Origin of the sequence: Methylobacterium carpenticola, assembly GCF_042748905.1 — a bacterium.
GTDB lineage: Bacteria > Pseudomonadota > Alphaproteobacteria > Rhizobiales > Beijerinckiaceae > Methylobacterium > Methylobacterium carpenticola.
The window spans coordinates 1356217-1374075 of the sequence record NZ_JBHZEO010000001.1 but is presented as its reverse complement, the minus strand read 5'-3'; the positions used below and the strand labels follow the sequence as shown (position 1 = coordinate 1374075).

At 72.5% G+C, this 17859-nt stretch carries 17 protein-coding genes; 5 read left to right on the top strand and 12 right to left on the bottom strand.

Features of this window, described 5'->3' with window-relative positions:
- Window positions 1-55 precede the first annotated feature (55 nt).
- The 5 genes from rnd to ACE101_RS06605 all read right to left on the bottom strand — a co-directional run bounded on the left by rnd (window position 56) and on the right by ACE101_RS06605 (window position 4022).
- Entirely contained in the window at window positions 56-1225 is a 1170-nt protein-coding gene (gene rnd / locus ACE101_RS06625) for a ribonuclease D (RefSeq protein WP_379127020.1), read from the bottom strand.
- 167 nt (window positions 1226-1392) lie between these two features.
- Window positions 1393-1692, bottom strand: a complete 300-nt coding sequence (locus tag ACE101_RS06620; RefSeq protein ID WP_379127018.1) for a PilZ domain-containing protein — start codon at window positions 1690-1692, stop codon at window positions 1393-1395.
- 274 nt (window positions 1693-1966) lie between these two features.
- A complete protein-coding gene (trmD, locus tag ACE101_RS06615; RefSeq protein WP_379127016.1) occupies window positions 1967-2671 on the bottom strand; it encodes a tRNA (guanosine(37)-N1)-methyltransferase TrmD in 705 nt (234 codons plus the stop codon).
- Between the two features lie 54 nt (window positions 2672-2725).
- Entirely contained in the window at window positions 2726-3355 is a 630-nt protein-coding gene (locus tag ACE101_RS06610; RefSeq protein WP_379127014.1) for a PilZ domain-containing protein, read from the bottom strand.
- A 73-nt stretch (window positions 3356-3428) separates the two neighbouring features.
- On the bottom strand, window positions 3429-4022 hold the full coding sequence (locus tag ACE101_RS06605) for a PAS domain-containing protein (protein ID WP_379127012.1): 594 nt from the start codon (window positions 4020-4022) through the stop codon (window positions 3429-3431).
- 441 nt (window positions 4023-4463) lie between these two features.
- On the opposite strand from ACE101_RS06605, the gene ACE101_RS06600 reads away from it, so the two are divergent.
- Window positions 4464-5285 (top strand): rhomboid family intramembrane serine protease, encoded by an 822-nt coding sequence (locus ACE101_RS06600; protein WP_379127010.1) that lies wholly within the window; start codon window positions 4464-4466, stop codon window positions 5283-5285.
- A 145-nt stretch (window positions 5286-5430) separates the two neighbouring features.
- Window positions 5431-5862 (top strand): CBS domain-containing protein, encoded by a 432-nt coding sequence (locus ACE101_RS06595; RefSeq protein ID WP_379127008.1) that lies wholly within the window; start codon window positions 5431-5433, stop codon window positions 5860-5862.
- Between the two features lie 124 nt (window positions 5863-5986).
- Here ACE101_RS06595 and ACE101_RS06590 read toward each other — a convergent pair whose 3' ends face one another.
- Complete coding sequence (locus ACE101_RS06590; RefSeq protein ID WP_379127006.1) at window positions 5987-7066, bottom strand: patatin-like phospholipase family protein; 1080 nt, start codon at window positions 7064-7066, stop codon at window positions 5987-5989.
- A 150-nt stretch (window positions 7067-7216) separates the two neighbouring features.
- The gene (locus tag ACE101_RS06585) at window positions 7217-8425 is read right to left on the bottom strand and encodes a UbiH/UbiF family hydroxylase (protein ID WP_379127005.1); all 1209 of its coding nucleotides are present in this window, start codon (window positions 8423-8425) and stop codon (window positions 7217-7219) included.
- A 122-nt stretch (window positions 8426-8547) separates the two neighbouring features.
- Between ACE101_RS06585 and ACE101_RS06580 the strand changes: the two genes are divergently transcribed.
- Together ACE101_RS06580 and pncA are read left to right on the top strand one after the other, a co-directional pair.
- A complete protein-coding gene (locus ACE101_RS06580; protein ID WP_379127003.1) occupies window positions 8548-9522 on the top strand; it encodes a quinone oxidoreductase family protein in 975 nt (324 codons plus the stop codon).
- Window positions 9519-10151 (top strand): bifunctional nicotinamidase/pyrazinamidase, encoded by a 633-nt coding sequence (gene pncA / locus ACE101_RS06575; RefSeq protein WP_379127001.1) that lies wholly within the window; start codon window positions 9519-9521, stop codon window positions 10149-10151. The genes ACE101_RS06580 and pncA overlap by 4 nt, the downstream gene beginning before the upstream one ends.
- A 210-nt stretch (window positions 10152-10361) precedes the next feature.
- Here pncA and rimO read toward each other — a convergent pair whose 3' ends face one another.
- The 4 genes from rimO to ACE101_RS06555 all read right to left on the bottom strand — a co-directional run bounded on the left by rimO (window position 10362) and on the right by ACE101_RS06555 (window position 15243).
- Window positions 10362-11675 (bottom strand): 30S ribosomal protein S12 methylthiotransferase RimO, encoded by a 1314-nt coding sequence (gene rimO, locus ACE101_RS06570; protein WP_379126999.1) that lies wholly within the window; start codon window positions 11673-11675, stop codon window positions 10362-10364.
- A 180-nt stretch (window positions 11676-11855) separates the two neighbouring features.
- On the bottom strand, window positions 11856-12860 hold the full coding sequence (locus ACE101_RS06565) for a DUF2891 domain-containing protein (RefSeq protein WP_379126997.1): 1005 nt from the start codon (window positions 12858-12860) through the stop codon (window positions 11856-11858).
- A 143-nt stretch (window positions 12861-13003) separates the two neighbouring features.
- A complete protein-coding gene (locus ACE101_RS06560) occupies window positions 13004-14032 on the bottom strand; it encodes a cyclase family protein (protein WP_379126995.1) in 1029 nt (342 codons plus the stop codon).
- A complete protein-coding gene (locus tag ACE101_RS06555) occupies window positions 14029-15243 on the bottom strand; it encodes an ABC transporter substrate-binding protein (protein ID WP_379126993.1) in 1215 nt (404 codons plus the stop codon). Before ACE101_RS06555 ends, ACE101_RS06560 begins: the two co-directional genes overlap by 4 nt.
- Before the next feature lie 194 nt (window positions 15244-15437).
- Between ACE101_RS06555 and ACE101_RS06550 the strand changes: the two genes are divergently transcribed.
- Window positions 15438-15791 (top strand): DUF1428 domain-containing protein, encoded by a 354-nt coding sequence (locus tag ACE101_RS06550; protein ID WP_379126991.1) that lies wholly within the window; start codon window positions 15438-15440, stop codon window positions 15789-15791.
- Between the two features lie 15 nt (window positions 15792-15806).
- Here the strand turns inward: ACE101_RS06550 and ACE101_RS06545 are convergent, their stop codons facing one another.
- On the bottom strand, window positions 15807-17804 hold the full coding sequence (locus tag ACE101_RS06545) for a transglycosylase domain-containing protein (protein ID WP_379126989.1): 1998 nt from the start codon (window positions 17802-17804) through the stop codon (window positions 15807-15809).
- Window positions 17805-17859 lie beyond the last annotated feature (55 nt).

The following is a 17859-nucleotide window of genomic DNA, read 5'->3' as shown; positions in this document are numbered from 1 at the left end:
ACGCCTCGATCCGCCATCCCGAAGGGATCAATCGGATCAGGTAGGCCCCCTCGGCTCAGCCCTCCGCCGCCTCGCCGAGATCCCGCACCACCACGCGCCCGCCCTCGGCCGAGAGCGCGACCCGGCCGGCCTTGAGGGCCAGCGCCTTCTCGCCGAACAGGCCGCGCCGCCAGCCGCTCAGCACCGGCACGTCGGCCTCGTCGTCCTCCGCCAGGGCTTCGAGATCGTCCACCGTCGCGATGATCTTGGGCGCCACCCGCTCCTGTTCGCAGACAGCCTTGAGCAGCACCTTCAGGAGTTCGACGAGGGCGCCGTTGCCGCCGCTGCGCGCCCGGCCGCGCTCCGGGACGGGGATCGAGGCCGGATCGCGGGCGAGGCCCCGCTCCACCGCCGCCAGGATTTCCGCCCCGGTGCGGGAGCGCTCGAAGCCGGTCGGGATGGTGCGCAGCCGGCCGAGCGCCTCCACGCTGCGCGGGGCCGCCGTCGCCACGTCGAGCACCGCCTCGTCCTTGAGGATGCGCCCGCGCGGCACGTTGCGGCTCTGCGCCTCGCGCTCGCGCCAGGCGGCGACCTCCATCAGCACCGCGATCTCCCGGGGCTTGCGCATCCGCCCGGCGAGGCGCCGCCACGCCTGCTCCGGATCGGCCCGGTAGGTCTCGGGGGAGGTGAGGACCGCCATCTCCTCGTCGAGCCACGCGCCGCGATCGGTGGAGAGGAGCTGGCGGGCCAGTTCCTCGTAGACCTTGATCAGGTGCGTGACGTCCGACAGGGCGTAGGTGAGCTGCGCCTCCGAGAGCGGCCGGCGCGACCAGTCCGTGAAGCGCGAGGACTTGTCGATCTTCGCCTTGGCGACGTCGTTGACGAGTTGCTCGTAGGACACCGAGTCGCCGTAGCCGCAGACCATCGCGGCGACCTGGGTGTCGAAGAAGGGCTGCGGCAGCAGCCCGCCCTGCAGCCAGATGATCTCCAGATCCTGCCGGGCCGAATGGAAGACCTTCAGCACGCCCTCGTCGCCCATCAGCGCGAAGAACGGGGCGAGATCGATCCCGGGGGCCAGCGGATCGACGAGCGCCGTCGACCCGTCCGGTGCCGCGATCTGGATCAGGCACAGCTTCGGGTAGTAGGTCGTCTCACGCATGAACTCCGTGTCGACGGTCACGAAGGGTTGCGTGGCGAAGTGCGCGCAGGTCGCGGCGAGCCCATCCGTCGAGGTGATCAGCTTCATGAATTGCGGCTATAGCGGAGGTGCCTCGCGAGCGCGAGACATCGGCGCGGTCACCCACCGAAAAGACGGGGATCTGTCGCTGCGTCGTCTCTCCCCGCGCGAAAGTCCCTGGGCGAAAGTCCCCGCGCGAGCGCCCGGCGCAGGGGCCTGCGGCAATCGGCCCCGGATCAGCGCGCGCGGCGCGGGCGGTCGAAGGGCACCACGACGCCGCGGGGCGCAATGGGCAGGTAGCGGATGCCCGCCAGCCGGTCCCGGCGCCACACGATCCGGGCGCGCTTGTGCAGTGCGAGATGCGGGATCGACAGGTCCGCCTCGGTGGGCAGGGGCACCGCGTCCGAGACCGCGATCATCGCGCCCTCCGGCGACAGGTTGCGCACCGTGCAGTCGACGCTCCAGTTGCCCCGATAGAAGCGGAGCGTGCCGCCGAAGAAGGTGGGAGACCGGTTCGCGCCGCGCCTCGCGATCATCGGATGTCTGCCCTCGAAATCCTGGCTCATACGGTTTCCGGATGATCGCTTCGCGATGCGGAAACCGGCCTCGCTCAGGCGCCGCGCGGGCTCGTGATACGGTTTCCGAAAGTGATCGTCCGGAAACCGTATCACCCGTTCCGGCTGCAATCGGGCTGCCATGGAAACCGCTCGGCAACGGAACAGCGATGGGGGCGGATGACCAATCGCACCGTGTGATCGCGACGCCACAACCGTCGACTGTCCCAAGGTCGGACGGAATCATGTCCCCCGGTTACCCGCCGCCATCCCGCCGCGCGATCAGGTCGGGGCGGCGCTCACGGGTCAGCCGGAGGGATTCCTCGGCGCGCCAGCGGGCGATGGCGGCGTGGTTTCCGCCTGTCAGGATCTCCGGGATGGCCCGGCCCTCCCATTCGCGCGGCCGGGTATAGTGCGGATATTCGAGCAGGCCGCCCTCGAAGCTCTCCTCCTCGCCCGAGGCGACCTTGCCCATCACGCCCGGGATCAGCCGCACGCAGGCGTCGATCACGACCAGGGCGGCGAGTTCGCCGCCCGAGAGCACGTAATCGCCGATCGAGACCTCCTCCAAGCCGCGCCCCGCGATGACGCGCTCGTCGACCCCCTCGAAGCGCCCGCAGACCACCACGAGGCCCGGTCCGTCGCTGAGCGTCCGCACGCGCTCCTGGGTGAGGGGCCGGCCGCGGGGGCTCATCAGCAGCCGGGGGCGGGGATCCTCCGCCGGGGCGGCCGCGTCGATGGCGGCGGCGAGCACGTCGCAGCGCAGCACCATCCCGGCGCCGCCGCCCGCGGGCGTATCGTCCACCGCCCGGTGCCGGCCGAGGCCGTGATCGCGGATGTTGCGCGCCTCCAGCGTCCAGGCCCCGCGGGCCAGGGCGTCCCCCGAGAGCGACAGCCCGAGCGGGCCGGGAAACATCTCCGGATACAGGGTGAGGATCGTCGCGCGCCAGGGTGTGGTCATGCGGTCTGATCGCCCGCGCGGCGCGGACGGTCAACCGAGTGCGCCGCGCGGGTGCTACAGCACGAGGGTCTCGTCGAAATCCTCGGGGGCGAGGGGCCGGTCGAACTCCACGGCGAGGCCGCCCTTGAACTGGCGCACCACCCGCCCGGGCGTCTGCCCGACGACCAGGGCCGCGCCCACCGGGAGCGGCCGGTCGCAGGCGATGGCCGCGCCCGAGAGCGAGACGTCGACGAGGCGCGCGGGGAGGGCGCTGCCGTCGGCGAGCCGCAGGCTCACCGCGGTCTCGCGCGGCACCAGACGCTCGTGGCGGCGGTCCTCCGGCAGGCCGAGGCTGTCCCGGTTCGTGAGCCACGTGAGCTGTGCGGCGATCTTCTCCCGCTTGTGGGAGGTCGCGCTGATCTCCACCGCGAACCCGTCCGGCAGGAGGCGCGAGATCTGGCCCTCCAGGCGGCCGAGCTGCTCCAGGTAGATCACCGTCCGCTGGCCGACCTCTCCGGGTACGGCGCAGACCAGCCGCACGCCGCCGGGCGAGATGTCCACCGTCTGGCACGGATATTCGCGCCGGTCCGGCAGCATGTAGCGCCCGAGCAGGGCCATGGCGACCCGGTGATGCCGCCGCTGATCCGCCGCCCCGGATGCCTGCTGGCCCGCACGGACGGGGAGGGGGCTTGTGGCGTGGGTCATGGTCTGATCGGACCTCAGGACAGCATCGGCCGAAACCTCGTCATTCTGTCCCTCGAATCTTAACGAAACCGGCTCACGCGCGGCCGCCGCGATGCACCACGAGGCGGGGCCGGCGCGGCTCCTCCTGGTCGTTGGCCGGCTCCGGCGGCCGGTCGGGATCGGCCGCGATCTCGGATCCCGTGAGGATGCGCAGCGACACCGTCCGCAGGGCCGTCACCGGCCGCAGGCCGAGCCAGGTCGGGTTGGTGCCGGCCGAGAGGGCGCCGATCACCCGCGCCTGGGTCTTGCCGCGATGGCGCAGGGGCAGGAGCAGGAGTTCGAGGTCGATCTCGTCGCCCTCGCGGGTCGTCCCCACGAGACCGACGACGATGCCCACGGTCTCCTGCACCACCACCTCGATGAGGCGCCAGGGATCCGCCGCCGGCCCCTCGCCCCACAGGCCGGCGAAGCCGCGCCCGCGCAGTTCGGCGCCGAAGAGGGCGCAGATCCGCGTGCCGGCGAGCCGCACCGTCGCCTCGCGCTGCGACGGCTCGACCTCGAGGATCAGGCTGTCGGCCAGGATGTGCCGGATCTCTCCGGGCTCGATCTCGCCGCGTTCCGGGGCGGCCCGCGCGCCGCGCAGTCCGTTCCAGTAGGCGTGAAGCAGGGCGCTGGTCGGATGCTTCATGATGTCTCGTCGTGACACAGGACCGGGGCACGCCCCTGGCAGTTTCGGGAACGATCGGCACGATGCCGGGTCAGCGGCACCGCTCGGTGATTCGATGCAGCAGAGCCTATGCCGCGGCGGCGATCGGGAAAGCGCAACGTTCTCGTAAGGTTAACGCGGAAGCGGCGGAGCCGGCAGTGCACAACGCCATAATTTTGACGCGGGACTGTCGCGGGGGGCTAGCGCGGGGGGCGGAGCCGCCCTATGGGTCGGCTCAGCAAGGGGCGGGGGCCGATTCGGCCCGCGTCGTCACGGTCCGGACGCCGTCCGCACCGGGCTTACACCCGGTTCGATCACCCCGATCAAGGGAGAGCGGCAACGCTCTCCCTTCTTTTTTGCGCGCGGCCGCGGCATGCGTCGCGCCGTCTTGCGGCCGGAGCGCCGCGCCGCCACGGTGACCGGATGGATGCCACCCCGAATCTGCCGCGCCCGCCCCGCGTGCCGGTCTTCAACATGCCGGCCGTGGTCACCGCCTCGGTCGGCCTGCTCGTCGCGATCCAGGCCCTGCGCGTGCTGATTCCGGACGAGTGGGACATCACGCTGCTCGTGGACCTCGCCCTGGTTCCGGCCCGCTGGACCCTGGCCATCGATCCCGGCCGGGCCGAGGACGTGCTGCGGGCCGCCGCCGCGTGGCCGGGCAGCGCCCTCGAGGTCGAGGCGCGCAAGGCCTTCGCGAGCTACCTGATCGCCGAGAACCAGGCGAGCCCCTGGACCTTCGTCACCTACGGCCTCCTGCACGGGTCCTGGGCGCATGTCCTGCTCAACAGCCTGTGGCTCGCGGCCTTCGGCACGCCGGTCGCCCGCCGCTGCGGGGCGTGGCGCTACGGCGTCGTCGCCCTCGTCTCGACACTGGCCGGGGGGGCGCTGCACGTCCTCATCGACCCCTTGAGCACCCTGCCGCTGGTGGGCGCCTCGGCGGGCGTCTCGGGCCTGATGGCCGCCGCCACCCGCTTCGTGTTCCAGCCGGCGGCGGATCCCGTGCTGCACGCGAACCGGCTGCCCTGGCAGCGGCCGAGCCCGGCCCGGCTCCAGTCGATTCCCGAACTCCTGCGCAACCGGGCCGCCGCGCTCTTCCTCGGCATCTGGTTCGTCACGAACCTGCTGTTCGGCCTCCTCGCCGTGCCGCTCGGCATGAGCGACGCGAGCATCGCCTGGGACGCGCATCTCGGCGGTTTCGCCGCCGGCTTCTTCCTGCTTCCGCTCCTCGAGCCGCGTCGGCCCTGACGGATCGTGTGCCTTGACGTGAAGTCCTGTTGCAACGGACCGCGGCAGATCACACACTCGGCGCAGGAACAACGGATCGGCCCCGCGCGACATCGCGTCCCGGCGGGATCGCGGGCAGCCGGATCCTCGCGACGAGGAGGAAGCGATGACCGTTGCGCGTATTCTGTCCCAGAAGGGCCGCACCGTTGTGACGGTGCAGCCGCACCGGACCCTGGCCGAGGCCGCGGCGCTGCTCGCCGAGCGCGGCATCGGCGCCCTGGTGGTGAGCGATGCGGGCCTCTCGGTGCTCGGCATCATATCGGAGCGGGACATCATCCGGGCGGTGGCCCGCAGCGGCGCCGCGGCGCTGGAGCATCCCGTCTCCCGCTACATGACGGGCCGCGTCATCACCTGCACCCGCGGCACCGCCATTGAGGAGGTGATGGAGCTGATGACGGACGGGCGCTTCCGCCACGTGCCGGTGGTGGAGGACGGGCACCTCGTGGGCCTCGTCTCGATCGGCGACGTCGTCAAGCACCGCATCGCCTCGGTGGAGGCCGAGCAGCAGGCCCTGCGCGAGTACATCGCCACCGCCTGACCGGACGCGACGCACCGCGACCGCTCCCAGCAGGATGGCTCGAGGCAATTCTGCTGGGGCTCCTGGTTCCGCATCGTCCCCGCCGCCGAGCCGGCGACCAGCAGTTGGGCCGGCGGAGCGATGCTCAGCCCGGCAGGGCGGCGGCGGCCACCACCTCGCGGATCTCCGGCATCATCTTCCGGGCGGCCTGGCGCCCGAGTTCGATGCATTCCTCCGCGCGGTGGAACTCGAACAGGCCCATCTGGGCGAGCTTCGGGTTGATCATGATGTCCGGCGGATCGCCCGCGAGGCGCGAGCGCGAGATGCGGTCCTGCGTGATGTTGAAGGCATCCACCATGACGCTGGCGATGCCGCCGGGCATCCCGGGCTCCAGCCGGGGCTTGGTCGGGCGCGCGGCGCGCAGGCGCGGCCAGCGCCGCGGCGCCTCGGGCAGGGTCGCGACGGCCGCCGCCGCGGCGGCGTCCACCACACTCTCGTCGCCATGGGCCTGGATCACGGTGCCGCGGATGCGGATGTCGCCGTTGAGGTTCACGCACAAGACCACGTCCGCCCCGAGGGCGCGGGCCACCGTGACCGGCACCGGGTTCACCAGCGCCCCGTCCATCAGCCAGCGGCCCGCGACCTTCACCGGATCGAAGATGCCCGGCAGCGCGTAGGAGGCGCGCACCGCCTCGACCACGCAGCCCTTGGTCAGCCAGATCTCGTGGCCGGTGCCGAGTTCCGTCGCGACCGTCGCGAAGGTGACGGGCATCGCCTCGATCCGCTGGCCGCCGAGGTCGCGCACGAGGAGCTGGCGCAGGCGCTCGCCCGCGATCAGCCCCGAGCCGCTGAGATGGAAATCGAGCAGCCCCATCACCCGCCGCTTGGTCAGGGAGAGGGCGAAGTCCTTCAACTCGCCGAGCTTGCCGCCCGCGTAGCAGGCGCCCACCGCCGCCCCGATGGAGCAGCCGGCGATCACGTCGATGGTGAAGCCGGCATCCTCGAGAGCCTCGATGGCGCCGATATGCGACCAGCCGCGGGCCGCGCCGCCGCCGAGGGCGAGGCCGAGCTTGGGACGGCGCCCCGAGGGCCGGTCGGGCACGGGGCCATCGGGCGAGGGGCGAGGGGGCTCCTCGGCAAGGCTGGAGCTGCCGCCCGCACCGCCCCCATCCGCGAGGCGACGGGGGGCCGGTCCGGAGAACAGACCAAGGCCGTCCCACATCATGCCGTTCAACTCCCGTGCCGTCCGCCTGCCTGGCGGATCCCGTGCCAAGCGGGCTTGTCCTTGAGCCTAGTCTGCGCCGGACTCATCAATCGATTCTCAACGGCAGAGGTTTCATGACGATTCCGTAGTACTTTCTGCACGGGCGGGAGATCAGGCCCGCATGAGGCGCGGGGTGCCGAAGCGCGGGAGGATGCCCTCGCGCATCACCGCCCGGCGCAAGGGGGCGAGCGTGGTGAGGGCGAGGAGCCCCGCCCCGCGCAGGAGATCGGCCGGGAACAGCCCCGAGAGCAGGCTGCGGTTGAGGGCATCGACGGCGGCGGTGCGCAGGCGCGCATCGAAGCCCCGGTTGCGCGCGAAGCGGGCGAGCACCGCCTCCCCGCCGGGATCCTGTCCGCCCTGGCGGGCCTCCACCACGAGGTCGCGCAGGGCGGCGGCGTCCCGCAGGCCGAGATTGAGGCCCTGGGCGCCGATCGGCGGGAAGACATGCGCCGCCTCGCCGACAAGGGCGAGCCGGGGCCCCACCGGCCGGCCCGCGAGCAGGCCCCGCATCGGCACCACGCCGCGGGGCCCGTCGATGCTCATCCGCCCGAGAAGCGCCTGGGCCTGCCCCTCGATCGTCCGCGCCAGGGCGGCATCGTCCAGGGCGTGCAGGCGCTCGGCCCGCGCCGCATCGGTCACCCAGACGAGGCTGGAGCGGCGCCCGCCGGGCAGCGGCACGAGGGTGAACGGTCCCTGCCGGGTGTGGAACTCCGTCGAGACCTCGCGATGGTCGCGGGCATGGGCCAGGATGGTGGTCAGCGCCGCCTGCGGGTAGTCCCAGCTCCTCACCGGGATCCCGGCTCCCTCGCGCAAGGGGGAGCGGGCCCCGTCGGCGGCCACGATCAGCCGGGCCCGCAGGGCGCCGCCGCTCTCGAGCGCGAGGCTCGCGGCCTGCGGCCCGGGCACGGCGCCGGCCGCGTCCTCCTCGATCAGGTGCAGACCCGGCGCGGACCGGGCCCGGTCGCGCAGGGCCGCGACCAGCCGCGCGCTCTCGACGTTCCAGCCGAAGGCGTCGAGGCCGATCTCGGAGGCGACGAAGCGGGCGGGCGGCGGCCGGAACAGACTGCCGGTGTCGTCGATGATGTGCAGTTCCGCCAGGGGGGCCGCGGCGGGCTCGACCGCCTCCCAGGCGCCGAGAGCCTTCAGGAGCCGCACCGATCCGTCGAGGAGCGCCACCGTGCGGCCGTCCGCGACGGGGGCGTGCCGCCCGACCAGCGCCGTGCGGATGCCGTCGCGCGCCAGCGCCAGCGCCGCGGCGAGGCCGGCCGCGCCCGCGCCCACCACCGCGACGTCGAATTCCGGGTGACTGGCGTCGCTCATCGGGGTCCCCACCGAAACGGGTGCAATTGCAGAGCTAGATGGGGTCATCCGGCGCCGCGCGCCATTGCCGAAACCGTCGCGCCTCCTATGATCCCGGCCGCAACGACAAGCGGGAGGCGACCATGCCCAAGGCGATCCGGGTTCACGAGTACGGCGGCCCCGAGGTGATGCGCTACGAGGAGGTGGAGGTCGCCGCGCCGGGGCCGGGTCAGATCCGCGTCCGCCAGACCGCCATCGGCGTCAACTTCATCGACATCTACTTCCGCTCGGGCCTCTACAAGGCGCCGCAGCTGCCCTTCACCCCCGGCAACGAGGGCGCGGGCGAGGTCGTCGCGGTGGGCGAGGGCGTCACCGGCCTCGCGAAGGGCGACCGGGTCGCCTACGGCTCGGCCTCCGGCACCTATGCCGAGGAGGTGGTGATCGAGGCCCGCATGGTGGTGAAGATCCCCGAGGGGGTCGACGACGCCACCGCCGCCGCGATGATGCTCAAGGGCCTCACCGCCCAGTACCTGCTGCGCAAGACCTACCGGGTGCAGGCCGGCGACACGATCCTGTTCCACGCGGCAGCCGGCGGCGTCGGCCTCATCGCCACGCAATGGGCCAAGCATCTCGGCGCGACGGTGATCGGCACGGTGGGGTCGCAGGACAAGGCGGAGCTCGCCCGCCAGAACGGCTGCGACCACGTCATCCTCTACCGCGACGAGGATTTCGCCGCCCGCGTGAAGGAGATCACCGGCGGCAAGGGCTGCGCGGTGGTCTATGACGGCGTCGGCAAGGCGACCTATCCGGCCTCCCTCGACTGCCTGCGGCCCTTCGGGATGTTCGTGAGCTTCGGCAACGCCTCGGGCGTGATCGAGGATTTCAACCTCGCGCTTCTCGGCCAGAAGGGCTCGCTCTACGCCACGCGGCCGACGCTGTTCACGCACGTCGCCGAGCGGGCGAGCCTGGAGGCGATGGCCGAGGATCTGTTCGGGGTGGTCAAGAGCGGCGCGGTCAAGATCCCGGTGCACAGCCGGGCGAAGCTCGCCGAGGCGGCTCAGGTCCACCGCGACCTCGCCGGGCGCCAGACCACCGGCGCCACCGTGATGCTGCCGTGATCACCCCCGCCGAGACGGACGTCCTCCTCGTGGTGGACGTCCAGCGCGACTTCCTGCCCGGCGGCGCGCTCGCGGTGCCGGACGGGGACGCGGTGATCGGGCCGGTCAACGCGCTCGGCCGGCTTTTCGCGCACGTCGTCCTCACGCAGGACTGGCACCCGCCGGGCCACGCCTCCTTCGCGTCGAGCCATCCGGGCCGCCAGCTCTTCGAGACGGTGCGGCTCGCCCATGGCGAGCAGGTGCTCTGGCCGGACCACTGCGTGATGGGCACGCCCGGCGCCGCCCTTGCGGAAGGGCTCGACCTGCCCGCGGCGGAACTCGTCATCCGCAAGGGCTACCGGCCGGGGATCGACAGCTACTCCGCCTTCCTGGAGGCGGACCGGCGCACGCCGACCGGGCTCGCGGGCTACCTGCGCGAACGCGGTTTCACCCGGGTGGTGCTCTGCGGATTGGCGACGGATTACTGCGTCGGCTGGAGCGCCCTCGACGCGCGGGCGGCCGGGTTCGCGGCCGTGGTGGTGGAGGATGCCTGCCGGGCCATCGACCAGGGCGGCTCGCTGGCGCGGGCCCACGCGGCGATGGCGGAGGCGGGCGTGGAGCGGGTGAGGCTGGAGGCGGTCGCCGGGTGAGCGGCGCTCAGCGCCGATCCTCCGGGCTCGATCCGCCCGTTCGCGCGCTTGGCGGCGAGCTTGCGCGCCCTGGCGGCAGTAGGTTCGTCCGGTGCGCTCGCGGCCTCATACGGTTTCCGGATGATCGCTTCGCGATGCGGAAACCGGCCTCGCTCAAGCGCCGCGCGGGCTCGTGATACGGTTTCCGAAAGTGATCTTCCGGAAACCGTATCAGACTGCGACGCCGTGCAGGTCGTAGGTGTCGGCGCGCTCGATCTTCACCGTCACGATGTCGCCCGCCCGCACCGGGCGGCGGAAGGCGACGTGGACGCTGCCATCGATCTCCGGCGCGTCGTATTTCGAGCGGCCCTTGGCGACGGTGGGGCCGGCCTCGTCGATGATCACCGGCAGGCGCTTGCCGACCTTGGCCTTCTGCAGCCGCAGGGACACGGCCGCCTGGGTCTCCATGAAGCGGCGGTAACGCTCCGCTTTCACCTCCTCCGGGATCAACGCGGCGGCGTCGTTCGCCGCCGCACCCCTCACCGGCTCGTACGGGAAGGCGCCGACGCGCTCCAGCTTCGCCTCGGCGAGCCACGCGAGCAGTTCCTCGAACTCGGCCTCGGTCTCGCCGGGGAAGCCGACGATGAAGGTCGAGCGGATGGCGAGGTCGGGGCAGATGCTCCGCCAGGAGCGGATGCGCTCCAGCATCTTCTCCTGGTTCGCCGGACGGCGCATGCGCTTGAGCACGCTCGGGCTGGCGTGCTGGAGCGGCATGTCGAGGTAGGGCAGCACCTTGCCCTCGGCCATCAGCGGGATGACCTCGTCCACGTGCGGGTAGGGATAGACGTAGTGCAGCCGCACCCAGACCCCGAGGTCGCCGAGCGCCCGGGCGAGGTCGGTGAAGCGCGCCCGCACCTCGCCGTCGCGCCAGGGGCTGGTCGCGTAGCGCAGGTCGACGCCGTAGGCGCTGGTGTCCTGCGAGATGACGAGGAGTTCCTTGACGCCGGCCTTCACCAGCTTCTCGGCCTCGCGCAGCACGTCGCCCGCCGGCCGGCTGACGAGGTCGCCGCGCAGCGAGGGGATGATGCAGAACGTGCAGCGGTTGTTGCAGCCCTCGGAAATCTTCAGGTAGGCGTAGTGCCGCGGCGTGAGCTTCACGCCCTGCGGCGGCACAAGGTCGAGGAAGGGATCGTGCGCGGGCGGCACCGCCTCATGGACCGCCGCCACCACCGACTCGTAGGCCTGCGGGCCGGTGACGGCGAGGAGGTTCGGGTACTTGTCGCGGATCTCGTCGGGCTGCGCGCCCATGCAGCCGGTGACGATGACGCGGCCGTTCTCCGCCATGGCCTCGCCGATCGCGCCCAGCGATTCCGCCTTGGCGGAATCGAGGAAGCCGCAGGTGTTCACGATGACGACGTCGGCGCCGTCGTGCTTGCGGGTGAGTTCGTAACCCTCGGCGCGCAGATGCGTGAGGATGCGCTCGGAATCGACCAGCGCCTTCGGGCAGCCGAGCGACACGAAGGAGATCTTGGGGGCAGCGGTCATGGCGGGACGCGTTCGGCGGGATGAATCTCACCCGCCCCGCGGCCGAAGGGCAGCGCGGGCAGGCTTGATCGTGTGAGGGAGGTTGGCGCGGGCCATAGCACGAACGGCGCGGGGGCGTCACCCGGCCGGGCCGGATCATTCCCGCTGGCCCCGCCTGCCACGGCGCGCGGGCTCTCGTCCTCAGGCCTCGAGCGCGAGCAGGGCGAAGCTGGAGAGCCAGTGCTCGCCCATGTAGTCGTCCGCCAGATGGGGCAGGCTCGCGTCGAGATGCGCCGCGGCGGCGTCCTGCATCGCGGCCCGTCGCGGATCGTCGGCGGGAAGCGTCTCCGCCAGCGCGCGGAAGCACCATGCGCGGCTCAGGTTGAGCCCGTCGAGATGGGCGATCTTGCCGTCGCTGCGGTCGGTCGCCCGGGCTGGCGTGAACAGCGTGGCCGGCTCCCGCCGGGCGACCTGCGGCAGGAACCGGTCGAACCAGGGCGAGAACCGGTCGGCGGGCAGCAGGCGGCGCATGCATTCCGCTTCGATCAGGGCGGAGGAGAGGAAGTCGTCGCCGCCCGGCTCCCCCCAGGCGGGGCAATCGGCGTCGTCGCCGTACCACGCCTCCGCTTTGCGCCGCAGCAGCGCGGTCAGGGCAGCGTCGCCCGTCCCCTCCGCGTAATCGGCGGCCATGCGCAGGCCGAAGGCCGTGTTGAAATGGGTGCCGACGCGGACCGGATAGGGCGCGACGGGCAGGAAGTCGCGGAACCGCTGCGCGAAGATCCCGGCGAGGGGCGACAGGGCCTGCGACCAGCGCGGCTCCCGCAGATGGGCCAGCTCATCGGCGAGCTTCAGAAGCCACGCCCAGCCGTAGGGACGCTTGAAGCCGCGCGCGGCGGGGGCGGCAAGGTAATCGCACTCGCCCGCGACCTTCTCGGGCACCAGCTGCCGGTCGAACAGGGCCTGGATGGCGCCGGCCTGCGGTCCGTCCGGAAAGCGCCGCAGGAGGCGCGCCAGCAGCCAGTAGCCATGGACGCAGGAATGCCAGTCGTAGCTGCCGTAGAAGACCGGATGCAGATCGGCGGGCGTGCGCGCGTCCTCCGGTCCGGCGAGCACGTGATCCGGCTTGTTCGGATATTCGCGGGTGACGTGGCCGAGGGTGATGGCCGCGAAGCGCGCGCCGATCTCGGGAGACAGGACATGCCGCATGGGGGATCCCGGTGGCTGAGGTGGCATCCACGCGCCGCCGGGCGCGCGGCCGCGGGGAGGATGGTCCCCGGCCCGCGCGGCTGTCTACGGCTTTCGGTCGCGATGGGCTCGGGACACCCGCCTGAGGGCCTCCGGCCCCGGTATCACACGGTGGCGATCGGCGTGGTCGGGGATCCGACGGCGCCGGGAAGCCGCAGGGGCGGGGCGGTGAGCAGGAAGCGCGAGCGCCCGTTCGCCCGCAGCCACGTGGCGAGCGGCGTGAGGTGCCAGAGTTCGCCGAGATTGACCCCGAGCTTGAACAGGCAGTGCTCGTGCAGGGGCAGGGTGGCGCAGCAGCCCCGCATCGCCCGGGCCGGATAGGCCTCGACCGCGTAATTGTCGGCGATGAGCGCGCAGATCCCGGAATCGGTGATCCAGTTGAGGAGCCGCCCGTCGCGGCCGTCGAGGCCGGCGCCGAGCCCGTGCACCACCTCCGGATCGGGCGCGCGGTCCATGCCGAGCAGGCGCTCGGCGAAGCCCGTGTGCAGGCAGACCATGTCGCCGGGCTCGACCACGACGCCGTCCGCGTCGAGGATCCGCCGCAGGGTGTCGTAGCCGACCGCGCGGCGGCCCTCGCCGAGATGCGCATGGAGGTCGATCATCACCCCGCGCCCCTGCATGCCGCGCTCGGCCAGCCGCTCGATGCCGAGCGCCCTGGCCCGCGAGGGCGCGCCGGCCTCCTCCGGCCGGGTCGGCCCGGTGACGTCCCGCCCGGCCCGGAAGCCGTTGTAATAGACGGGCTCCGCCTGCCCGTCGCCGTCCGCGTCGAACAGCGAACCGACGTGGCAGAGCCCGTCCCACTGCGTCGAATACTGGAGGTGCAGCACCGCCAGGTCGTCGCTGATCACGTCGGTGGCGTCCGGCACCTCCTCGCAGACCGGGAAGTTCATGTTCGGGCGGCCGTTCGCCCGCACGGTCGGCGTGATCTTCGGCGGGTGGCGGCGCGGGTTCAGCACGTTGCCGCCCGGATAGTCGAGGGGCAGGCTGAGGCAGAAGGTCAGGCCCTCGCGCACCTCGGCGACGCCCTGGCGCACCTTCTCGGGCGTCAGCAGGTTGAGGCGGCCCAACTCGTCGTCGGGTCCCCAATCGCCCCAGGTCGAGCCCTCGGGCCGGCGGCTCCAGCGCAGGGTCACTTCTTCACCAGGGGGCAGCGGGAGGCGGAGAGCGGCTGGAAGGCCTCGTCGCCCGGCACCGTCGCCACGCGCTTGTAGAGGTCCCACTCGCCCGTGGATTCCTCTGGCCGCTTCACCTCGAACAGATACATGTCGTGGACCATGCGGCCGTCCTCCCGGATGCGTCCGCCCCTGGCGTAGAAGTCGTCCACCGGCGTCTCGCGCATCGTCCGCATCACCGCGTCGGTGTCGTCGGTGCCGGCCTTGGCGACGGCCTTCAGGTAGTGGGTCACCGTCGAGTAGACGCCCGCCTGGGACATGTTCGGCATGCGTCCGGTCCGCTCGAAGAAGCGCTTCGACCACGCCCGGGTGGCGTCGTCGAGGTCCCAGTAGAAGCCTTCCGTCAGCAGCATGCCCTGCGTCGGCTTCAGGCCCAGGCTGTGGACGTCGTTGATGTAGACGAGCAGCCCGGCGAGCGTCTGGCCGCCCTGGGTCAGGCCGAACTCGGCCGCCTGCTTGATGGCGTTGGTGGTGTCGCGGCCCGCATTGGCAAGCCCGACCACCTTGGCGCCCGAACCCTGGGCCTGGAGCAGGAAGGACGAGAAATCGGCGGTGTTGAGCGGGGCCCGCACGCTGCCCTTGAGGCTGCCGCCATTCGCCTTCACCACGGCGCTCGCATCCCGCTCCAGGTCGTGCCCGAACGCGTAGTCGGCGGTGAGGAAGAACCAGGACTCGCCGCCGCGCTTCACCGTCGCCTGGGCGGTGACGTTGGCGAGCGCGTAGGTGTCGTAGGCCCAGTGGATCGAGACGGGCGAGCAGGCCTCGTTGGTGAGCCGCACCGCGCCCGGCCCGCTGAAGGCGATGATCTTGTTCTTGGCCTTGGCGATGTCGGCCGCCGCCAGTGCCGTGGCCGAGGCCGCGACGTCGAGGATGGCGTCGACCCGCTCGGTATCGAACCACGCCCGCGCGGTCGTGGCGGCGATGTCCGGCTTGTTCTGGTGGTCGGCGACGACGACCTCGACCGGCGCGCCGAGCACCGTCCCGCCGAAATCCTCCACCGCCATGCGCGCCGCCGCGGCGCTGCCGGAGCCGGTGACGTCCGCGTAGACGCTCGACATGTCGAGCAGGAAGCCGATGCGCACCACGCCATCGGAGATCGCCTTCGCGGGCTGCGCGCAGGCGGAGCCGTGCCAAGCGGCGATGCACGCCGCGGCCAGGAGCGTTGTCCTCACCCGTATCGTCCTTGTCAGGGGGCTTCTGGTCGAGCCCGCTGCCATGCTTCGGGGAGCGGCGCCGCTTGTCAATCCCGCGGAACGGCGTTTCGCAAGGAGGGGCCCGATCGGCCGCGGGGATTTTTTCAGGCCCCCTGTCGGGATCCCGGCGGCGCAGGCGTCGTCCCGGCGTCGCAGCAGAGGGGAGACCCGGGATGACCTACGTCGACGGTTTCGTGGTCGCGGTGCCGAAGGAGAGGATCGCGGATTACCAGGCCCTCGCCCGCCGCGCCGGGGAGGTCTGGAAGGAGCACGGCGCGCTCGCCTTCGTGGAGTGTCTCGCCGACGACGTGCCCTACGGCGAGGTCACCTCGTTCCCCCGCGCCGTGCAGGCCCGCGAGGACGAGACGGTCGTCTTCTCGTGGATCCTCTACGCCTCCCGCGCCGACCGCGACGCGGTCAACGCCAAGGTGATGGCGGATCCGCGCCTCAAGGCGGCGATGGCGGACATGCCCTTCGACGGCCGGCGCATGATCTTCGGCGGCTTCGCGCCGTTCCTCGAACTGTAGGAACGGAGGGACCGCTCAGTTCTGCCAGAGGCCGGCTTGGCGCTCCCGGGCATTCGCCTCGGCGGCGATCAGCTCCGGGGTCGCGCCGGGCGCGGCCTTGCCGGCGCCGTTGAACAGCACGACCTCGGAGAGATCCTGCGCGCCGGTGCGGCAGCGATAGACCTCGGCTTCGCCGGCGGGCTCGCAGGTCACCTCGCGCTTGCGCAGATACTGGCGGAACTCCCGTGCCACGCGTCCGCCCTGACCCTCGACGCCGAACAGCCGGACGGTCTGCCCGTCGATCTTCAGCCGGCCGGTGTCGATGACCCGCGCGGCGCCCCGCAGCACCTGCGTCCTCGCCTTGTCCTCGGGAGCCTGCCAGGCCGCGCGGGGTGCCGCCGTCTCGCGGGCGGGCGCTTCCCGCGCCTCGCGCGCCTTGGCGGCGAAATCCTGCCAGATCGCCTCCGGGGCGGAGCCCGCCGTGCCCTCATCCTCCGAGGCGACCCACACGCCGACCGTCACGTCGCCGGCCGTGCCGACGGCGATGCCGTCGCGGGTCGCGGTCGGGGATTCGGCGCCTTCGGGCAGGCGGGCGAAGGTGGCGAGGAGCGCGAAGGCCCGCGCACGCACCGTCGCGGGGTCGAGCGTCGCCGCCTGCATGCGGTCGTAGACCGGACGGCCGTTGCGGCTCACGCGGCGCAGGCTCGCCTCCGCGACCGCGCGACCGGCCGGGTCGGCGGTGAGCGGGCCGCCCGTCGTCGCAAGCGCGAGCGCGCTGCCGTCCGATGCGAGGGCCACCACGCCCGCCCGTGCCCCCCGGCCCTTGGCGGCCGCATCGAGCCGGCGCTCGATCGCCCCCTCGGCGAAGCCCTGAAGCGTGCGGTCGAGGGAGGTTCGCAGGGTGGCCTCCCGGACCGCGTCGCCGAGCCGGTCGCGGGCCGCGACCACGGTGAGATCCGGAAAGCCGCTGCGCGTCACGGCATTCGCCTCGGGCAGGGACAATCCCGCCAGGGCGCGGGCCGCGCCATCGGCCTCGGCCCGGGAGAGGGCGCCCGTCATCACCATCGCGTCGAGCACCTGCCGGGCGCGGAGACGGGCCGCCTCCGCGTCTCGGTCGGGCCGCAGGTCGGCGGGACGAAGCGTCAGGCCGGCGAGAAAGGCGGCCTCCGCATTGGTCAGGCCGCTCGCCGGCTTGCCGAGGATCCGGTGTGAGGCTGCATCGATCCCCGTGATGTCGGGGCCGAACGCCGCCGTGTTGAGGGCGCGGGTGAGGATCTCACCGGGTGTGGCGCGGGCTTGGAGCCAGACGACCAGCATCACCTCCTGGAGCTTGCCGACGAGGCCGCGCCGCTCGCCGAGGATCTGGTGGCGCACGAGGCGCTGCGTCAGGCGGGGGGCGCCCGCGCGCGGGCCGGTAGGGATCCGCTCGCGGAACGCGAAGCGGACGATGTCGGCGATGCCGCGCGCGTCGAGCCGGTAATCGTCGTGGAACCAGGGATCCTGCGCGGCCACGATCGCGTGCCTCATCGGAGCGGCGATGGCGCCCGAGGCGAGCGCCGTCCCGCGCACCGGGCCGCGGGTCGCCAGCACCTGTCCGTCATCCGCCTGGACCTGGATCGGGAAGGCGGCCGGCGCCGGATCGTCGAGGCGCGGCAGCGTCGCGAAGGCGACGGCGAGAAGGGCGGCGAAGGCGCAGACCAGGCCGGCGCCCGCGCCGAGCGCGACGAGGCCCCAGGGAAAAGCGCCGAGCCGGCGCCAGCCGCCCCGGGCCCGATCGGCGAGGGGATGCGCGGCAACGCGATCGCCGACCCGCTCCGCCGCCTGTCGCAGGGGGGCCAACCGGGCCGCGACGATGGGTTGCCAGCGTGCCGCGAGCGCCCGCGCCGCCAAGCCCGGCTTCAAGCCCGGATTGATGACGCTCGGATCGATGCGGCGCGGCATTTCGGGCGCGGCCGCCCCGGCGGGATGCGGGGCGGGGGTTCCGAGATCCAGCCAGTCACGGTCCGGATTGGTCGTCGAGGGCTCCGCCAGCATGTCGGTGTCGCGTCTCCCCAAACGATCGACGGGCGCTACGGCCACGGTCCCCGGA

Bases quoted from the DNA above. Each gene is read 5' to 3' on its own strand.
- rnd (WP_379127020.1), bottom strand. From the start codon at position 1,225: ATGAAGCTGATCACCTCGACGGATGGGCTCGCCGCGACCTGCGCGCAC.
- ACE101_RS06620 (WP_379127018.1), bottom strand. From the start codon at position 1,692: ATGATCGCGAGGCGCGGCGCGAACCGGTCTCCCACCTTCTTCGGCGGC.
- trmD (WP_379127016.1), bottom strand. From the start codon at position 2,671: ATGACCACACCCTGGCGCGCGACGATCCTCACCCTGTATCCGGAGATG.
- ACE101_RS06610 (WP_379127014.1), bottom strand. From the start codon at position 3,355: ATGACCCACGCCACAAGCCCCCTCCCCGTCCGTGCGGGCCAGCAGGCA.
- ACE101_RS06605 (WP_379127012.1), bottom strand. From the start codon at position 4,022: ATGAAGCATCCGACCAGCGCCCTGCTTCACGCCTACTGGAACGGACTG.
- ACE101_RS06600 (WP_379127010.1), top strand. From the start codon at position 4,464: ATGGATGCCACCCCGAATCTGCCGCGCCCGCCCCGCGTGCCGGTCTTC.
- ACE101_RS06595 (WP_379127008.1), top strand. From the start codon at position 5,431: ATGACCGTTGCGCGTATTCTGTCCCAGAAGGGCCGCACCGTTGTGACG.
- ACE101_RS06590 (WP_379127006.1), bottom strand. From the start codon at position 7,066: ATGATGTGGGACGGCCTTGGTCTGTTCTCCGGACCGGCCCCCCGTCGC.
- ACE101_RS06585 (WP_379127005.1), bottom strand. From the start codon at position 8,425: ATGAGCGACGCCAGTCACCCGGAATTCGACGTCGCGGTGGTGGGCGCG.
- ACE101_RS06580 (WP_379127003.1), top strand. From the start codon at position 8,548: ATGCCCAAGGCGATCCGGGTTCACGAGTACGGCGGCCCCGAGGTGATG.
- rimO (WP_379126999.1), bottom strand. From the start codon at position 11,675: ATGACCGCTGCCCCCAAGATCTCCTTCGTGTCGCTCGGCTGCCCGAAG.
- ACE101_RS06565 (WP_379126997.1), bottom strand. From the start codon at position 12,860: ATGCGGCATGTCCTGTCTCCCGAGATCGGCGCGCGCTTCGCGGCCATC.
- ACE101_RS06550 (WP_379126991.1), top strand. From the start codon at position 15,438: ATGACCTACGTCGACGGTTTCGTGGTCGCGGTGCCGAAGGAGAGGATC.
- ACE101_RS06545 (WP_379126989.1), bottom strand. From the start codon at position 17,804: ATGCTGGCGGAGCCCTCGACGACCAATCCGGACCGTGACTGGCTGGAT.